Origin of the sequence: Mitsuaria sp. PDC51 (assembly GCF_900113225.1) — a bacterium.
Lineage (GTDB): Bacteria > Pseudomonadota > Gammaproteobacteria > Burkholderiales > Burkholderiaceae_C > Roseateles.
On sequence record NZ_FOZE01000002.1, the window covers coordinates 1,032,360 to 1,046,816 of the forward strand.

Genomic DNA, 14,457 nt, shown 5'->3' on the forward strand with positions numbered 1-14,457 from the left:
GGGCCTATTACTTACTCCCTCGCCCCCGCAGGGGGAGAGGGCGGGGTTGAGGGGGCGGCTCGATGGGCAGCAGCGCTGAGCATGGAAGGTCAGGACGAGTGGAAGCGCCTTGACCGCACGATCGGATTGGACATTTGTCTCTTACAAAGACATTTGTCTAGAATGCGCCGATGTCTTCATCCAAAGACCAGTTGCTCGCCCTGGTCGAATCCAACCCCTTCATCAGCCAGCAGGAACTGGCCGACCAGCTCGGCCTGTCGCGCTCGGCCGTGGCCGGCCATCTGGCGCAGCTGACGAAGGAGGGCCGCATCCTCGGTCGCGCCTATGTGCTGCCGCAGCGCCAGCCCATCGTCTGCATAGGCGGCACCAACCTCGACCGCAAGCTGCGTGGCCTCGGGCCGCTGCGGATGGGCAGCTCCAATCCCGCGACCCAGCATGAAACCGCCGGCGGCGTCGCCCGCAACATCGCCGAGAACCTCGCGCGCCTGGGCCTGCCGGTGCATCTGCTGACCGCCGTCGGCCGCGATGCCGCGGGGCAGTCCTTGCTGGCGCAGCTGCAGGCGCTCGGCGTCGATTGCGCCGGCTCGCTGCAGGCCGTGGACGCCGCCACGGGCAGCTACACCGCCGTGCTCGATCCGCAAGGCGAGCTGGTGCTGGCGCTCGCGCACATGGAACTCACCGACCGGCTCGACCCCGCCTTCCTGCGCCAGACCGCGCCGCAGCGGGCGCCGGCGCGCTGGCTCGTCGCCGATCTGAACCTGCCGCGCGAGACGCTCGACGGGCTGCGCGCCGAGGCCCGCCTGCGCGAGCAGCGATTGCTGCTCGTCGCCGTGTCGGAGCCGAAGATGGCGCGCCTGGGCCCCGACCTGCGCGGTGTGGAGCTGCTGGTGCTGAATCGCGGCGAACTGCAGGCGCTGGTCGGCCGCGCGCTGCCCGACGACGGCGCGCTCCGCGGCGCCTGGCATGCGCTGCGCGAGGCCGGCCTGCAGCGGCTGGTGATCAGCGATGGCGCGCGGGGCGTGCGCCATTCCGATGGGGATGAGCTCGCCCTGCTCGCCCCGCCACCGCTGGATCCCGCGGCCATCCGCGAAGTCACCGGCGCCGGCGACGCGATGACCGCCGGCATCGCCGCGGCGCTGCACCGCGATCCCGACGACCTGCGCGGCGCGTGCGCGCTGGGCCTGCGACTGGCCGCGCTGACGCTGCAGAGCGACGCGACGGTCAGCGAGGCGCTGAGCCCGGCGCTGCTTGTCTGACCCCGACCCCATGAATTCGAGAGAGACCGCATGAACACGCAAGACCGCTTCGACGCCACCCTGATCGATTTCTCCCCCGAGGTGGCCGCCGCGCGCGCCGAGGGCCGCCCGCTGGTGGCGCTGGAGTCCACCATCATTTCCCACGGCATGCCGTATCCGCAGAACGTGCAGACGGCCCGCGAGGTCGAGGCCATCGTCCGGGCGCACGGCGCCGTGCCGGCGACGATCGCGGTGCTGGACGGCAAGATCCGCGTCGGCCTGAACGATGCGCAGCTCGAGCTGCTGGGCCAGTCGCCCGACGCGATGAAGCTCAGCCGCCGCGACCTGCCCTACGCGCTGGCCACCGGCCGCATCGGCGCGACGACGGTCGCCGCGACGATGATCTGCGCCCGGCTGGCCGGCATCGAGGTCTTCGTCACCGGCGGCATCGGCGGCGTGCATCGTGGCGCGGAGACCAGCTTCGACATCTCGGCCGACCTGCAGGAACTGGCGCGCACGCCGGTGGCCGTGGTGTGCGCCGGCGCCAAGAGCATCCTGGACCTGGCGCTGACGCTGGAATACCTGGAGACGCACGGCGTGCCGGTGCTGTCGGTGGGTCAGGAGAACTTCGCCGCGTTCTACACGCGCGACAGCGGACTGAAGGCGGACTTCCGCATCGACGCGCCGGCGGAGCAGGCGAAGTTCCTGCGCGCGAAATGGGCGCTGGGCCTGGGCGGCGGCGCGGTCATCAGCAACCCGGTGCCGGAAGCGCACGCGATGCCCAAGGCGCTGATCGACGGCTTCATCGCGCAGGCGCTGGCCGAGGCCGGCGCCCAGGGCATCAGCGGCAAGGCGGTCACGCCCTACCTGCTCGCCCGCATCAAGGACCTCAGCGGCGGCGCGAGCCTGGTGACCAACATCGCGCTGGTCAAACACAACGCCCAGGTGGGCGCCGCCTTGGCGAAGGCGCTCAAGGGCCTCTGACGCCCGCGGGCGCCGGCCCCCGCCCCGCCCGAACACGCTCCAATCGCACGGTTTTCCTCCGTCCTACGCAGGATTAACCTGAACGAAACATTCATCGCAGGACCGCGGCCTAAGCTTCCGCGCCCCTCGAAGAAGACCGTCGTTGGAGAACGTGTTCATGCGCCGCCAGTCCCTCGCCCTGTCCCTGATCGTCCTGTTGCTGGTCGCCGGCGGCGGCTGGTGGTGGAAGGCCCGATCGGCCGACGGCCGGTCCGGGGCCGTCACCGCCGACGGCGCCCCCGCGCCGGCGCGCGGGGCCTCGGGCGCGGGCGGCACGCAGCTGGTCGGTGTCGTCACGGCGCAGCGCCGCGACGTGCCGGTCACCGTCGAGGCCAGCGGCACCGTCACGCCGATCAACCAGGTCGACATCCGCGCCCAGACCACCTCCACCGTCCGCGACGTCCTGGTGCGCGACGGGCAGACCGTCGCCAAGGGCCAGCCGCTGTTCCGCTTCGATGAGCGCGCGGACCGGGCCAACCTCGACAAGGCCCGCGCCCAGCTCGCCCGCGACAAGGCCAGCCTCGCCGACCTGCAGCGCCAGTACGAACGCGCCAAGGACCTGCTCGCCCAGAAGTTCGTCGCGCAAAGCGCGGTCGACACGGCGCTGGCCAACCTCGAGGCCGGCCGCAGCCTGGTCGATGGCGACGCGGCCGCCGTCCAGTCCGCCACCGTGGCGCTCAGCTACAACGAGATCCGCGCGCCCTTCGGCGGCCGCGCCGGCGCCGTCAACGCCTGGCCCGGCAGCCTGGTGCAGGCCAGCGCGACCGGCTCGCCGCTGGTCAACATCGTGCAGATCGACCCGATCGCCATCAGCTTCAACCTGCCCGAGACCGAACTCGCGCCGGTGCTCGACGCGATGCGCCCGGCCGAGGGCGCCAAGGCCGCCGCGCTGGAGGTGCAGGCCATGCTGCCGACCATCGAGGGCGGCCCCGCCCGCAAGGACAGCCGGGGCGGCAAGCCGGTGGACGCGGTCGCGCGCGGCCGGCTCAGCTTCGTCGACAACCTGGTCGACGCCACCACCGGCACCATCAAGCTCAAGGCCGAGTTCGAGAACGGCGCACAGAAGCTCTGGCCGGGCCAGTACCTGCGGGTGCGCATGACGCTGCGCAGCCTGCCCGGCGTCGTGGTGATCCCGCAGGCCGCGATCATCCTGCGCGGCAGCGACCGCCAGGTCTACGTCGTCGGCCCGGACAAGACCGCCCAGCTCAAGCCCGTCAAGCTGCGCTACACCTTCGGCGAGATGGCGGTGGTGGACGGCGTGGACGCCGGCGCGATGGTCGTGCTCGACGGCAAGCAGAACCTGCGCCCCGGCACGCCGCTGCGCACCCAGCCCGCCGCGGTCGATCCGGCCGCGGCCGTGCGCCTGGCCGCGGCCTCCGCCGCCGCGGGCGGTGGCGCGTCCGCCACCGACGTCGCCGCGCCCTGAGCCCCCGGCTCCGATTCGACGCCCCCGCCCCCGCCGCGAACGACGCCATGAATCTCACCGAACTCTTCATCCGGCGGCCGGTCATGACCGTGCTGCTGAACATCGCGCTGGTCGTCGCCGGCATCGCCGCCTGGAGCCGCATCCCGGTCGCCGCGCTGCCCAGCTTCAACACGCCGGTGATCAACGTCCAGGCGGTGCTACCCGGCGCCAGCCCCGAGACCATGGCCTCCTCGGTCGCGCTGCCGCTGGAGAAGCAGTTCTCGACGATCGCCGGCATCACGACGATCTCCTCCACCAACACGCTGGGCAACAGCTCGCTGACGCTGGAGTTCGACCCCTCGCGCGACATCGACGCCGCCGCCGTCGACGTGCAGGCGGCGCTGTTCCGCTCGCTGCGCGCGCTGCCCACCGAGATGACGACGCCGCCGTCGTACCGCAAGGTCAACCCGGCCGACGCGCCGGTGCTGCTGGTGGCGCTGACCTCGCCGTCGATCAACCTGTCGGAGCTCAACGACTACGCCGAGAACCTGATCACCCCCAGCCTGTCCACCATCGACGGCGTGGCGCAGGTCTCGATCTACGGCCAGAAGCGCTTCGCGGTGCGCATCAAGGCGCGCAACGAGCTGCTGCAGCAGCGCAACATCACGCTGGACGAGCTGCAGGCCGCGGTCAAGGGCGCCAACGCCAACACGCCGGTCGGCACGCTGGACGGCACGCGCCAGACGCTGACCATCCAGGCCAACAAGCAGCTGCGCGACGCCGCGGCCTTCGGCAGCATCGTCGTGGCCACGCGCAACGGCGCGCCGGTGTTCCTGCGCGAGGTGGCCGACGTCCAGGACAGCTACGAGACCGTCAAGTCCTTCTCCAACTTCAATGGCGAGCGCTCCATCGTGCTGGCCGTGCAGCGCCAGCCCGACGCCAACACGGTGAAGGTCGTGGACGCGGTCAAGGCGATGCTGCCGCGCTTCGCCGCGCAGCTGCCGGCCTCGGTGCAGATGAGCACGCTCAACGACCGCTCGGTCTCGATCCGCGAGTCGCTGCACGACGTCTACTTCACGCTCGCGCTCACCGTGGCGCTGGTCGTGATGGTGATCTTCCTGTTCCTGCGCCGCATGGTCGCGACGCTGATCCCGACGCTGTCGCTGCCGATCTCGCTGATCGGCGCGGTGACGCTGCTGTTCGCGCTGGGCTACAGCCTGGACAACATCTCGCTGCTGGGCATCACGCTGGCCGTGGGCCTGGTGGTCGACGACGCGATCGTGATGCTCGAGAACATCGTGCGCCACGTCGAGGACGGCATGGCCCCGTTCGACGCCGCCATCCGCGGCGCGCGCGAGATGGCGTTCACCATCCTGTCGATCTCGATCTCGCTGGTGGCGGTGCTGATCCCGATCTTCTTCATGCCGGGCGTGATCGGGCTGCTGTTCCACGAGTTCGCGGTGGTGGTGTCGCTGGCCATCATGGTCTCGGCCGGCGTATCGCTGACGCTGGCGCCGATGCTGTGCAGCCGCTTCCTGAGCAGCCACCACGAGGTCCGTGAGAACGCGCTGGGCCGTACGTTCGAAGCCGGCTTCACCTGGGTGCTGGACCGCTACACGGCCTCGCTGGACTGGGCACTGCGGCATCGCTGGGTGATCGGCGCGGTGGCGATCGCGAGCTTCGTGGCCAGCGCCTGGCTGTGGATCGCGATCCCCAAGGGCTTCTTCCCGGAAGAGGACATCGGCCAGATCCAGGCCAGCACCGAGGCGTCGGAAGACATCTCCTTCGCCGCGATGACGGTGCTGCAGGAGCGCGTCGCCACCGTCGTCCAGGAGGATCCGTCGGTGTCGTCGGTATCCGCCGCGGTGGGCGGCGGCGGGGGCGGCGGCAACGTCAACACCGGCCGGCTCTTCATCAACCTGAAGCCGCGCTCGGAGCGCCCCGCGATGCCGCAGGTGCTGGAGCAGCTGCGCAAGAAGCTGCGCGCCGTGCCTGGCATCGCCGTGTACCTGCGGCCGGTGCAGAACCTGCAGCTCGGCGGCCGGCAATCCAAGAGCCGTTACCAGTACACGCTGCAGTCGGTCAGCACCGGCGAGCTCAACAGCTGGGCGGTGAAGCTGCAGGACAAGCTGCGCAACGACCCGGTGTTCCGCGACGTCACCAGCGACTCGCAGCTGCGCGGCCTGCAGGCCAACCTGGTGATCGACCGCGAGCGCGCCACACTGCTGGGCGTGCAGATGCAGGACCTGCGCAATGCGCTGTACTCGGCCTTCGGCGAGCGCCAGGTCTCGAGCATCTACGCGGAGAGCAACACCTACCAGGTGATCATGGAGGCGACCGACAGCGACCGGCTGAGCGAGGACGCCTTCGACAAGATCTACCTGCGCGGCAGGAACAGCACGATGGTGCCGCTGACCGCCTTCGCCAGCGTCAAGCGCGAGCTCGGCCCCACCGCGGTCAACCACCAGGGCCAGCTGCAGGCGATCACGCTGAGCTTCAACCTCGCGCCGGACGTGCCGCTGGGCAACGCGACCGCCAAAATCGACCAGTTCACGCGGGAGATCGGCCTGCCGCCATCCATCATCACCAGCTACGGCGGCGACGCGGCGGTGTTCAAGGACTCGCAGGGCGGCCAGGTGCTGCTGATCGTGCTGGCGGTGGCGGTGATCTACGTGCTGCTGGGCGTGCTTTACGAGAGCTATATCCATCCGCTGACCATCCTGGCGGGGCTGCCGTCGGCGGCGGTGGGCGCGCTGCTGACGCTGCAGCTGGCAGGCATGGAGCTGACCATCATCGCGACCATCGGCATCCTGATGCTGGTGGGCATCGTGAAGAAGAACGCGATCATGATGATCGACTTCGCGCTGGACGCGCAGCGCAATGGCGGCATGACGCCGGCCGAGGCGATCCGCGAGGCCTGCATCCTGCGCTTCCGTCCGATCATGATGACGACGATGGCGGCGCTGATGGGCGCGCTGCCGATCGCGCTGGGGCTGGGCGCCGGCGCGGAGCTGCGCCAGCCGCTGGGGCTGGCGGTGGTCGGCGGGCTGATCCTGTCGCAGGCGGTGACGCTCTACATCACGCCGGTGATCTATCTGGCGCTCGATCGCTTCAGTGGGAAGGGGCCGGATACGCGGGAGGTGGCCCACACGCGGCTGACTGAACACCCTGGCCATGCTGACCATCCCGCGCATCCGGCGCAGCAGCCGGCGACAGGGGAGGCGGACTGACGAAGGCCGCCCAACTGCCATCGCCAAGCGCGGCCTCCACGGGGCATGGGGGCTCCCTCCTGGACCCCCAAGCCCCATGCCGGCCCAGAGTCACCGGGGCGGTCGGAATTCGTGGCGGGCAGCGGTGGCGGCGCTCCTTCCGATGCAGCCCGGCGCGTGGTCGTTGATCAGGCCCATCGCCTGCATGAATGCGTAGACCGTCGTGGGGCCCACGAATTTCCAGCCGCGCTTCTTCAGTTCCTTGGAGAGCTTGATCGAGGTGTCCGAGGTCGGCCGCACGTCGCCGCCCTCCTCCGGGTCCTCGAAGCGCCAGAAAAACGCAGCCAGCGAGCCGGCTTCCTTCTGCAACTCCAGCGCCCGCGAGGCGTTGTGGATCACCGCCTCGATCTTGCCGCGATGGCGCACGATGCCCTCATCCGCCAGCAGGCGCTCGACATCGGCTTCCTTGAACTTCGCGACCTTGGCGATCTCGAACTGCTTGAAAGCCTTGCGGAAGTTCTCGCGCTTGGCCAGGATCGTTCGCCATGACAGGCCCGACTGGAAGCCCTCCAGGCAGAGCTTCTCGAAGAGCCGGCGGTCCTCGTGGACCGGGTAGCCCCACTCGGTGTCGTGATAGTCGCGGTAGGCGTCGAAGCCCGGCGCCTCGCACCACTTGCAGCGCCACTGGCCATCCGGCCCCTGCGCCAATCGCTCGCTCATCGTCGCCACTCCCGGCAGTTCATGGACGCGCGATTCTGGCGCGACGAGCGTCGGCGCGTGACAGGAGGACAGGGGCGACGACGATCAGGCGGCGGCGATCAGGCGGTGACGGACTTGTGGAAGACCGCCGCGTCGCGTGGCCAGGTGTGGACGCGGGCCTCGATCAGGTCGAGCACATGCACGAAGCCGCTGCCCGCGCCGTAGTAGGGGTCGGGCACCTCGTCCAGGCCCAACCCGGTCATGCCGGCCAGGAACAGCCCCAGCCGCGCCGGCGACACCGCCGGCTTCATCGCCCGCAGGCCGCGCAGCACCTGGCGGTCCATGGCGAGGATGAGGTCGTGCGTGTCGAAGTCCTCGGGCCTGACCTTGCGCGAGCGCCAGCGCCGGTCCATGCCGTAGCCGCGCTGCTCCAGCACCGCCAGCGCGCGCTTGTCCACGGGATGCGCCTTCGAGGAGGCGAACACGCCGGCCGAGCGCACCTCGGTCAGCCCCAGTTCGCCGGCGCGCAGGCGCAGCACGGCCTCGGCCATCGGCGAGCGGCACAGGTTGGCCGCGCAGACAAGCAGCAGTCGGGTCACCGGATCCGCGCTTCCTGGCCGATCAGCGCGCCAGCTCGGCGCGCATCGCGTCGATGACGCTCTTGTAGTCCGGCTTGCCGAAGATGGCCGAGCCGGCGACGAAGGTGTCCGCGCCCGAATCGGCGATCTCGCGGATGTTGTCGACCTTCACGCCGCCGTCGATCTCCAGGCGGATGTCGCGGCCGCTGGCCAGGATCATCGCCTTGGCCTGCTGCAGCTTCTTGAGCGCGCCCGGGATGAAGCTCTGGCCGCCGAAGCCGGGGTTGACGCTCATGATCAGGACCAGGTCGACCTTGTCGATGACCCACTCCAGCACGTCCAGCGGCGTGGCCGGATTGAACACGAGGCCGGCCTGCGCGCCCTCGGCCTTGATCAGCTGCAGGGTGCGGTCGACGTGCTGGCTGGCCTCGGGATGGAAGCTCACCAGGTTGGCGCCGGCGCGGCAGAAGGCCTGCGCCAGCGCATCCACCGGCTGCACCATCAAGTGGACGTCGATGGGCGCCGGCGTGCCGTCGGGCTTGACCGCGTGTTTCTTCAGCGCCTCGCAGACCATCGGGCCGAAGGTCAGGTTGGGCACGTAATGGTTGTCCATCACGTCGAAGTGGATCCAGTCCGCGCCGGCGGCCAGCACGTTGCGGACCTCCTCGCCCAGGTTGGCGAAGTCGGCGGACAGGATGCTGGGGGCGATGCGATAGGTGGGCGGGTTCATGGCGGGGCGGGCGCGGAGCCGCGGACGGGGAAAGTCGACGATTGTAGGAAGGCGGCCGCCGCCACGACGCCCGGGCTCAGCGGTAGCGTTCCGCCAGGCGTGCGATCTCGCCGGAAGCGCTGAGCTGGCGCAGCCGCTCGGTCAGGCGCTCGACGACCGGCTCCGGCAGCCGCCGCGAGACGACGGCGTACTGGGTCTCCTCCTCGAAGACCTGCGGGCCGATGCGGACCTGGCCCTCCAGTCCCGCGCCACGCGCGGCCTCGCGCAGGTTGACGTCCTGGCCGTAGACTGCGGCGGTCCGGCCCTTGACCAGCATCTGCAGCGCCTCGCGGTCGCTGCGCGCGGTGTCCTGGAAGGCGACGTCGGCCACCTGCAGCGTCGATGCCAGCTTGGTGCCCTGCGCCAGCAGCAGCGGATGGCGGCGGGCGAAGGCGCGCAGCTCGTCCCAGCTGCGCGGCACGCGCTCGTCGTCGGAGCGCATCGCCAGCACATGGGCGATCCGATACAGCGGCACCGGCAGGTAGCGCATCAGCGGATGGCGGTGCTCGGACTTGAGCAGGCAGAAGAACACGTCGAGCTCGCCGGCGCTGAGCATCAGCTCGAGCCGGCGCAGCGGGACGGCCTGGTCCAGGCCCTCGATGCGCAGGCCGGGATCGATGCGCATCACGGCGGCGACGATCTCGCCGCACAGCCCCGGGCGGCGCGGATCGCCGGAGCCGTACTTGGCCGGCGCGCCCGCCTGCGCCGCGCTGCGCAAGCGCAGCGGCCCGGAGGCGCTGGCGGCGGTCGGGAGGGACACCTCACCAGTGGGGGTGTCGCGGGCGGCATCACGGGCGGAATCACGCGCGGCATCACGCGCGGCGCTGGCGGGCGAGCCTCCCAGGCCGAGCCCGGCGGCCGCACCGGCGAGGGCACAGCCGCGCGCCAGCGCATGGCGCCGGTCGGGGCGGGAAGGGGCCGAGGGAGGTCCTGCTCTGGTTGCCATGACGGAGATGGCCGGGTCGCGCCGGTCGCGTGGGGGGAGCCGTTCGAGCGGGTACTGCCACTGCTGTGTGCGGTAGCCAGCAAAGCGGAGGCGGCCTCTAGAATCCGCCGATGGCACATCCGCATTTCCACTGCAGCGTGGCCGTCGAGCCGCTCGCCGACCAGACCTTCCCCGAGCGCAACGAGTTCGCGTTCAGCTACACGATCACCATCGAGAACCGCGGCGACGTCACCGCGCAGCTGATCGGCCGCCACTGGACCATCGTCGACGCCAACGGCAAGGTGCAGGAAGTCCACGGGCTGGCGGTCGTGGGCCATCAGCCGCTGCTGCAACCGGGCGAGCGCTTCCAGTACAGCTCCTGGGCCCAGATCGGGACCCGCCATGGCACGATGGGCGGCCGCTTCCTGTGCGTCACCGAGCATGCCGAGGTCTTCCACGCGGAGGTGCCCGAGTTCCTGCTGGCCGACTCCGGATCGCTGCATTGATGCTGCGTCGTCAGGGCTGGGACCTCACCGCGCTGCTCAACGCGGCGCATCCGCAGGCACCGCTGGCCGAGCGCAACCTCTGGCTGGTGCGGTTGATCGAATGGCTGCGCCATGCGCCGTTGAAGGACGACCGGGCGACCACCGCGTCCGCCGAGGGCTCCGCCCCGGCCGCGCCGGCGGCGCCGTCCGCGCCGCTGCCGGTGCGTCGCCTGCGCTATTTGCTCCGCATGCTGGAGCGCCATCCCGACCATGCCAAAGCCTTCGCCGAGGTGATCGCCAGCGTCTGGGCCGACGTGGACGCGATCGGCCTGTTCGCCGAGGTCGGCTTCGCGCCGCGCATGGCGCTGTGGAATGAATTCCTCGGTCGCCTGCGCCGCCGGCTGCTGCCGCTGAGCGCCGACACGCGCGAACTGGCCGAGCTGTTCGAGCTGCTCTTCCCGCATGAGCAGGACGAGCAGTGGATCAACGCCGTCGACGACGAGCTGCTGGAGCGCCTGGGCCTGCTCTTCGCCGGCGCGCCCGAGGGCGACTGGCGCGAGGAGATGCGCGCCGCCATCACGGTGCTGGTGAGCGCGGTGCGCTCGGCCGGCCTGTCCGGCGCGCTGCGCGTGCGCATGGACCCGCAGCGGCTGGCCAGCCGGCCGTTCCGCAACCTGGCCACCGCCTGGGAGCAGGTCGAGCAGGCGCTGGTCGATCCGGGGCACGCCGGGCTGCCGGCCCGGCTGCAGTACCTGCGCGGGCTGCTGGACGAATGCCGGGCCGCGGTGCGCTCGGTGCCGGACCACCTGGAAGAGCACGGCGTGTCGGTGGACCTGATGTTCGGCGTCGAGCAGATGCAGGCGCGGCTGCGCCGCGTCGAGGAACTGCTCGCGGTGCTGCTGGCCGAGCATCCGCAGCGCGAGCTGCTGCGGCTGGTGGCCGACCTGGTGGCGGTCGTGCATGAGCGCCGCAGCATCCGCACCCTGTTCGCGCGGCATTACTCGCTGCTGGCGCGCAAGGTCGCGGAGCGCAGCGCGGAGACCGGCGAGCACTACATCACCCGCAACCGCGAGGAGTACGGCGACATGCTGCGCCGCGCCGGCGGCGGCGGGCTGGTGATCGCGGGCACGACCTTCATGAAGTTCGCGATCGCCGCGATCGGGCTGTCGGCCTTCTGGGGCGGCTTCTGGGCGGGGGTGAACTACGCGGTGAGCTTCGTGCTCATCCTGCTGCTGCACTGGACGGTCGCGACCAAGCAGCCCGCGATGACGGCGCCGGCCCTGGCCGACAAGCTGCGCCACATCGACAGCGACGCCGGCCTGTCGGCCTTCGTGGACGAGGTCGCGCATCTCTTCCGCTCCCAGACCGCCGGCATCATCGGCAACCTGGCGCTCGCGGCGCCGATGGTGCTGGTGGTGCAGCTGGCGGCGTGGCTGAGCCTGGGCAAGCCGCTGGTCGGCGCGCACGAGGCGGAGCACGTGCTGCATTCGCTCACCGTGCTGGGGCCGTCGCTGTTCTTCGCGGCCTTCACCGGGGTGCTGCTGTTCGCGTCCAGCCTGATCGCGGGCTGGGTCGAGAACTGGTTCGTCTTCCATCGCCTGGACAGCGCGATCGCCTGGAACCCGCGCATCGTCGCGACGCTGGGCGCGACCCGCGCCAAGCGCTGGTCGGGCTGGTGGCGCGAGAACATCTCGGGCCTGACCGCCAACATCAGCCTGGGCCTGATGCTGGGACTGGTGCCGGCGCTGCTGGGTTTCTTCGGCCTGCCGATCGAGGTCAGGCACGTGACGCTGTCAACCGGCCAGCTGGCCGCGGCGGCCGGGGCGCTCGGGTGGGAGGTGCTGCGGCACTGGCCGTTCTGGCTCTGCGTGATCAGCATCCTGGGCACCGGCGTGCTGAACGTGGGCGTCAGCTTCTTCCTGGCGTTCAAGGTGGCGCTGCGCTCACGCGGGATCCGGCTGGCCGACCAGAAGCGGGTGCGCGCGGCGATCTGGGCGCGCATGCGCCGTCAGCCGCTGAGCTTCCTGGTGCCGCCCAAAGGCTGAGCGCGGCGCTCAGGCGGCGTCGCGGTCGTCGGGCCGCTCGCCGCCCTTGCGTCCGGAGAACATCGTCCACCAGACGATGAAGACGAGCAGCGCGAGCGCGCCGAGCGCCTCCAGCAAAATCACGCCCATGATTCGTGGTCCGATCCGTTGCAGAACTCGCCGCTGGAGCGCGGCGCTGGCGATTCTAGGCGTGCTCTCCGGCTGCGCCGGCCCGCAGCACGCGGTGCGCGAGCCGGGGGCTTCCCCGAAGGCGACGACCGTCGCCCCCGCCCCCACCGCCGCCACCCGGCCCGCACCGGCGCCGGTGGCGCGCGCGCCCGTCGACCCCGAGAAGCTGCTCAACGGCGAGGACGACAGCACCGGGCGCCGCGTCCTGCAGCGCGAGCGCGCCCGCTGGGTGGCGGCCGAATGGCATGAACTGCCCGGCTGGGGCCAGGACCGCGCGCTGGAATGGTGGCCGGCCTTGCTGCGCGGCTGCGAGAAGCCGATGCCGGGCTGGACCGGGGTCTGCGCGCAGGCACGCGCCTTCCGCCCGGGCGCTGACCGCGAGGCGACGGCGTGGCTGATGCGGATGCTGCAGCCTTACCGCGTCGAGTCGCCCGACGGCCAGCGCGAGGGCCTGGTGACCGGCTACTACGAGCCCGAACTGGGCGCGCGCCGCCAGGCGCAGGGCGAGTTCCGCGTGCCGCTGCTGGCGCCGCCGCAGGACCTGGCGCAGCGCAAGCCTTACGACACGCGCCAGCAGATCGAGAACAACCCGGCGCTGGCGCGCTTGAGCCTGGCCTGGGTGCAAGACCCGCTGGACGCGCTGGTGATGCAGATCCAGGGCAGCGGACGGCTGCGGGTGACCGAGCGCGACGGCAGCAGCCGCTGGGTGCGCCTGTCCTTCGCCGGGCACAACGAGCAGCCCTACCGCTCGATGGGCCAGTGGCTGATCGCGCAAGGCGAGCTGCGGCCCACCGAGGCCTCGTGGCCGGGCATCAAGGACTGGGGTCGGCGCAATCCGCAGCGGCTCAAGGAAGCGATGTGGGCGAATCCGCGCTACGTCTTCTTCCGCGAGGAGCCCCTGCCGGACCTGGCCGTGGGCCCGCGCGGCGGCCAGGGCGTGCCGCTGACGCCGGGGCGCTCGATCGCGGTGGACAAGGCCAGCATCCCGTACGGGACGCCGGTGTGGCTGGACACGACCGAGCCGCTGTCGACCACGCCGCTGCGACGGCTGGTGATGGCGCAGGACACCGGCGCCGCCATCGTCGGCGCCGTGCGGGCCGACTACTTCTGGGGCTGGGGCGAGCTGGCCGAAGCCCAGGCGGGCCGGATGAAGCAGCCGCTGCGGCTGTGGGTGCTGTGGCCCCGCGAGGCCGGCGCGATGGCCGGCGCCGGGGCGGCCGGGACTGCGGGCACCGTGATCGACCGCTGAGCCGCGCGGCTCGTCGGCGGTGCGGGGCGCTCGGTCAGCCGGGCGCCGCGGGCGGGATCACTCGGTGACCTGGACGCCCTTCCAGAACGCGACGCGGTCCTTGATCTCGGCCGCCGCCTCGGACGGTTCCGGGTAATACCAAACGGCATCGGGGTTCATGTCGCCGTGAACCAGCAGGCTAAAGTAGTGCGCCTGCCCTTTCCAGGGACAGGTCGTGCGGTGGTTGCTGAAGGTGGTGAACTCGCGCTTCAGCGCGGACGCGGGGAAGTAATGGTTCCCCTCGACCACCACGGTGTCGTCGCTCTCGGCGATGACTTCGCCGTTCCAGATTGCCTTCATTCCAACTCCTCGTGTTCAAACGCTATTTCGCCCATCGGGGCAAGGACATCTTCGTGACCGCCGGCTCCGTGCGCGACCTCGCGCCGGGCAGCTTCGGGATCTGCGCGATCGGCGGCGGCGCGGAGGGATGGTCCGTCGTCCACGTCGGCCCCGACGGCGACGCCGCCGACCTGGGCGGCGAGTACTACTTTGCCACCGCCGAGGAGGCCCTCGCTTTCCTGCGCGAACTCATCGACCTGATGATCGATGGCGGCGAGCCGGAAGGCCTGCGAGGGGAGTGAGCGGCGGGCGGTGAGGCGATTCTTCGGGTTAATCGCCTCAAAAATGA

General features: G+C 70.9%; 13 protein-coding genes. 8 read left to right on the forward strand and 5 right to left on the reverse strand.

What is annotated here, in order from left to right:
- Positions 1-170: 170 nt before the first annotated feature.
- From BM393_RS15935 to BM393_RS15950, 4 genes are all read left to right on the forward strand, one after another.
- Positions 171-1,256 (forward strand): carbohydrate kinase, encoded by a 1,086-nt coding sequence (locus tag BM393_RS15935; RefSeq protein WP_091728196.1) that lies wholly within the window; start codon positions 171-173, stop codon positions 1,254-1,256.
- Positions 1,257-1,286: 30 nt separating this feature from the next.
- Positions 1,287-2,219: a pseudouridine-5'-phosphate glycosidase gene (locus BM393_RS15940; RefSeq protein WP_091728199.1), complete on the forward strand. Its 933-nt coding sequence runs from the start codon at positions 1,287-1,289 to the stop codon at positions 2,217-2,219.
- A 157-nt stretch (positions 2,220-2,376) separates the two neighbouring features.
- On the forward strand, positions 2,377-3,684 hold the full coding sequence (locus tag BM393_RS15945; RefSeq protein ID WP_141225353.1) for an efflux RND transporter periplasmic adaptor subunit: 1,308 nt from the start codon (positions 2,377-2,379) through the stop codon (positions 3,682-3,684).
- A gap of 47 nt (positions 3,685-3,731) precedes the next feature.
- Positions 3,732-6,893 carry an efflux RND transporter permease subunit gene (locus BM393_RS15950; RefSeq protein ID WP_091728206.1) on the forward strand — a complete coding sequence of 1,054 codons (3,162 nt, stop codon included), beginning with the start codon at positions 3,732-3,734 and terminating at the stop codon, positions 6,891-6,893.
- Positions 6,894-6,983: 90 nt separating this feature from the next.
- On the opposite strand, the gene BM393_RS15955 is transcribed toward BM393_RS15950, so the two are convergent.
- From BM393_RS15955 to BM393_RS15970, 4 genes are all read right to left on the reverse strand, one after another.
- Positions 6,984-7,592 carry a DNA-3-methyladenine glycosylase I gene (locus BM393_RS15955; protein WP_091728209.1) on the reverse strand — a complete coding sequence of 203 codons (609 nt, stop codon included), beginning with the start codon at positions 7,590-7,592 and terminating at the stop codon, positions 6,984-6,986.
- 98 nt (positions 7,593-7,690) lie between these two features.
- Complete coding sequence (locus tag BM393_RS15960) at positions 7,691-8,170, reverse strand: low molecular weight protein-tyrosine-phosphatase (protein WP_217648453.1); 480 nt, start codon at positions 8,168-8,170, stop codon at positions 7,691-7,693.
- 22 nt (positions 8,171-8,192) lie between these two features.
- Complete coding sequence (gene rpe / locus BM393_RS15965) at positions 8,193-8,879, reverse strand: ribulose-phosphate 3-epimerase (RefSeq protein ID WP_091728212.1); 687 nt, start codon at positions 8,877-8,879, stop codon at positions 8,193-8,195.
- A 76-nt stretch (positions 8,880-8,955) separates the two neighbouring features.
- Entirely contained in the window at positions 8,956-9,678 is a 723-nt protein-coding gene (locus BM393_RS15970; protein ID WP_175538361.1) for an ABC transporter substrate-binding protein, read from the reverse strand.
- Positions 9,679-9,974: 296 nt separating this feature from the next.
- On the opposite strand from BM393_RS15970, the gene apaG reads away from it, so the two are divergent.
- From apaG to BM393_RS15985, 3 genes are all read left to right on the forward strand, one after another.
- On the forward strand, positions 9,975-10,349 hold the full coding sequence (apaG, locus tag BM393_RS15975; RefSeq protein WP_091728220.1) for a Co2+/Mg2+ efflux protein ApaG: 375 nt from the start codon (positions 9,975-9,977) through the stop codon (positions 10,347-10,349).
- Entirely contained in the window at positions 10,349-12,373 is a 2,025-nt protein-coding gene (locus BM393_RS15980) for a site-specific recombinase (protein WP_091728225.1), read from the forward strand. The genes apaG and BM393_RS15980 overlap by 1 nt, the downstream gene beginning before the upstream one ends.
- Before the next feature lie 127 nt (positions 12,374-12,500).
- Entirely contained in the window at positions 12,501-13,790 is a 1,290-nt protein-coding gene (locus BM393_RS15985) for a murein transglycosylase A (protein WP_254783473.1), read from the forward strand.
- 57 nt (positions 13,791-13,847) lie between these two features.
- On the opposite strand, the gene BM393_RS15990 is transcribed toward BM393_RS15985, so the two are convergent.
- Positions 13,848-14,129, reverse strand: coding sequence for a DUF427 domain-containing protein (locus tag BM393_RS15990; protein ID WP_091728236.1), 282 nt, complete (start codon positions 14,127-14,129; stop codon positions 13,848-13,850).
- 11 nt (positions 14,130-14,140) lie between these two features.
- Here BM393_RS15990 and BM393_RS15995 point away from each other — a divergent pair, with 11 nt between their 5' ends.
- Positions 14,141-14,410 carry a hypothetical protein gene (locus tag BM393_RS15995; RefSeq protein WP_091728239.1) on the forward strand — a complete coding sequence of 90 codons (270 nt, stop codon included), beginning with the start codon at positions 14,141-14,143 and terminating at the stop codon, positions 14,408-14,410.
- Positions 14,411-14,457 lie beyond the last annotated feature (47 nt).

What these genes read in the sequence shown, in the direction of transcription:
- BM393_RS15935 (WP_091728196.1), top strand. Translation starts at nt 171, where the DNA reads ATGTCTTCATCCAAAGACCAGTTGCTCGCCCTGGTCGAATCCAACCCC.
- BM393_RS15940 (WP_091728199.1), top strand. Translation starts at nt 1,287, where the DNA reads ATGAACACGCAAGACCGCTTCGACGCCACCCTGATCGATTTCTCCCCC.
- BM393_RS15945 (WP_141225353.1), top strand. Translation starts at nt 2,377, where the DNA reads ATGCGCCGCCAGTCCCTCGCCCTGTCCCTGATCGTCCTGTTGCTGGTC.
- BM393_RS15950 (WP_091728206.1), top strand. Translation starts at nt 3,732, where the DNA reads ATGAATCTCACCGAACTCTTCATCCGGCGGCCGGTCATGACCGTGCTG.
- BM393_RS15955 (WP_091728209.1), bottom strand. Translation starts at nt 7,592, where the DNA reads ATGAGCGAGCGATTGGCGCAGGGGCCGGATGGCCAGTGGCGCTGCAAG.
- rpe (WP_091728212.1), bottom strand. Translation starts at nt 8,879, where the DNA reads ATGAACCCGCCCACCTATCGCATCGCCCCCAGCATCCTGTCCGCCGAC.
- apaG (WP_091728220.1), top strand. Translation starts at nt 9,975, where the DNA reads ATGGCACATCCGCATTTCCACTGCAGCGTGGCCGTCGAGCCGCTCGCC.
- BM393_RS15980 (WP_091728225.1), top strand. Translation starts at nt 10,349, where the DNA reads ATGCTGCGTCGTCAGGGCTGGGACCTCACCGCGCTGCTCAACGCGGCG.
- BM393_RS15985 (WP_254783473.1), top strand. Translation starts at nt 12,501, where the DNA reads ATGATTCGTGGTCCGATCCGTTGCAGAACTCGCCGCTGGAGCGCGGCG.
- BM393_RS15990 (WP_091728236.1), bottom strand. Translation starts at nt 14,129, where the DNA reads ATGAAGGCAATCTGGAACGGCGAAGTCATCGCCGAGAGCGACGACACC.